Here is a 647-nt window from a genome sequence, read left to right as displayed (position 1 = left end):
ATACCAAGTCCTGGCGGCGGTGACTCACGAATGGGCTTTCCCGACGCGGAGCCGATCTGATTCAAGGGGGCGAGCATTGGAGCTTCGCCATGGGCCAGCCGCTTCCTCTCCGCCTCGACCATGATGGTCCAGCCCTGCGCGCCGCGGCGCGCCGATGCAGAGATGCTGCGCAGGCCCGGCGTCTGTTGGCGCTGGCGGCGATCTATGACGGCGCCTCGCGCACCGAAGCAGCGCGGATCGGCACCGTGACGCTGCAGATCATTCGGGACTGGGTCGTGCGGTTCAACGCCATGGGCGCGGAGGGCTTGGTCGACCGCAAGCCGCCGGGCTCGCTGCCACGGCTGACCGCCGCCCACCGTGCAGCGCTGACCGCGACGATCGAGGCGGGCCCGATCCCCGCCAGCCATGGCGTCGTACGCTGGCGGCTGGTCGATCTCGGCCAGTGGCTGTGGGAGGAGTTCCGGGTCTCGGTCTCGAAGCAGACGCTGAGCCGGGAACTGCGCGCGATGGGCTACCGCAAGCTCTCGGCCCGGCCGCGGCATCATGCGCAGGCTGAGGGCGCCATTGATCTTTTTAAAAGACCTTCCCCTCCCGTCTGGAGGAAGTCGCGCACGAGAAAGGCGTCGCCATCGGCGCCATAGAGATCT

General features: G+C 68.2%; 1 pseudogene. It reads left to right on the top strand.

Features of this window, described 5'->3' with window-relative positions:
* Nucleotides 1-89: 89 nt before the first annotated feature.
* Nucleotides 90-599, top strand: a pseudogene (locus ACLF3G_RS29515) (helix-turn-helix domain-containing protein); the annotation flags it as partial.
* Between the last annotated feature and the right edge of the window lie 48 nt (nt 600-647).

The sequence above is a fragment of the Falsiroseomonas sp. HC035 genome (assembly GCF_050563525.1).
GTDB lineage: Bacteria > Pseudomonadota > Alphaproteobacteria > Acetobacterales > Acetobacteraceae > Falsiroseomonas.
The sequence above is the reverse complement of the archived record's forward strand: the minus strand, read 5'-3'. Positions and strand labels throughout refer to the sequence as shown.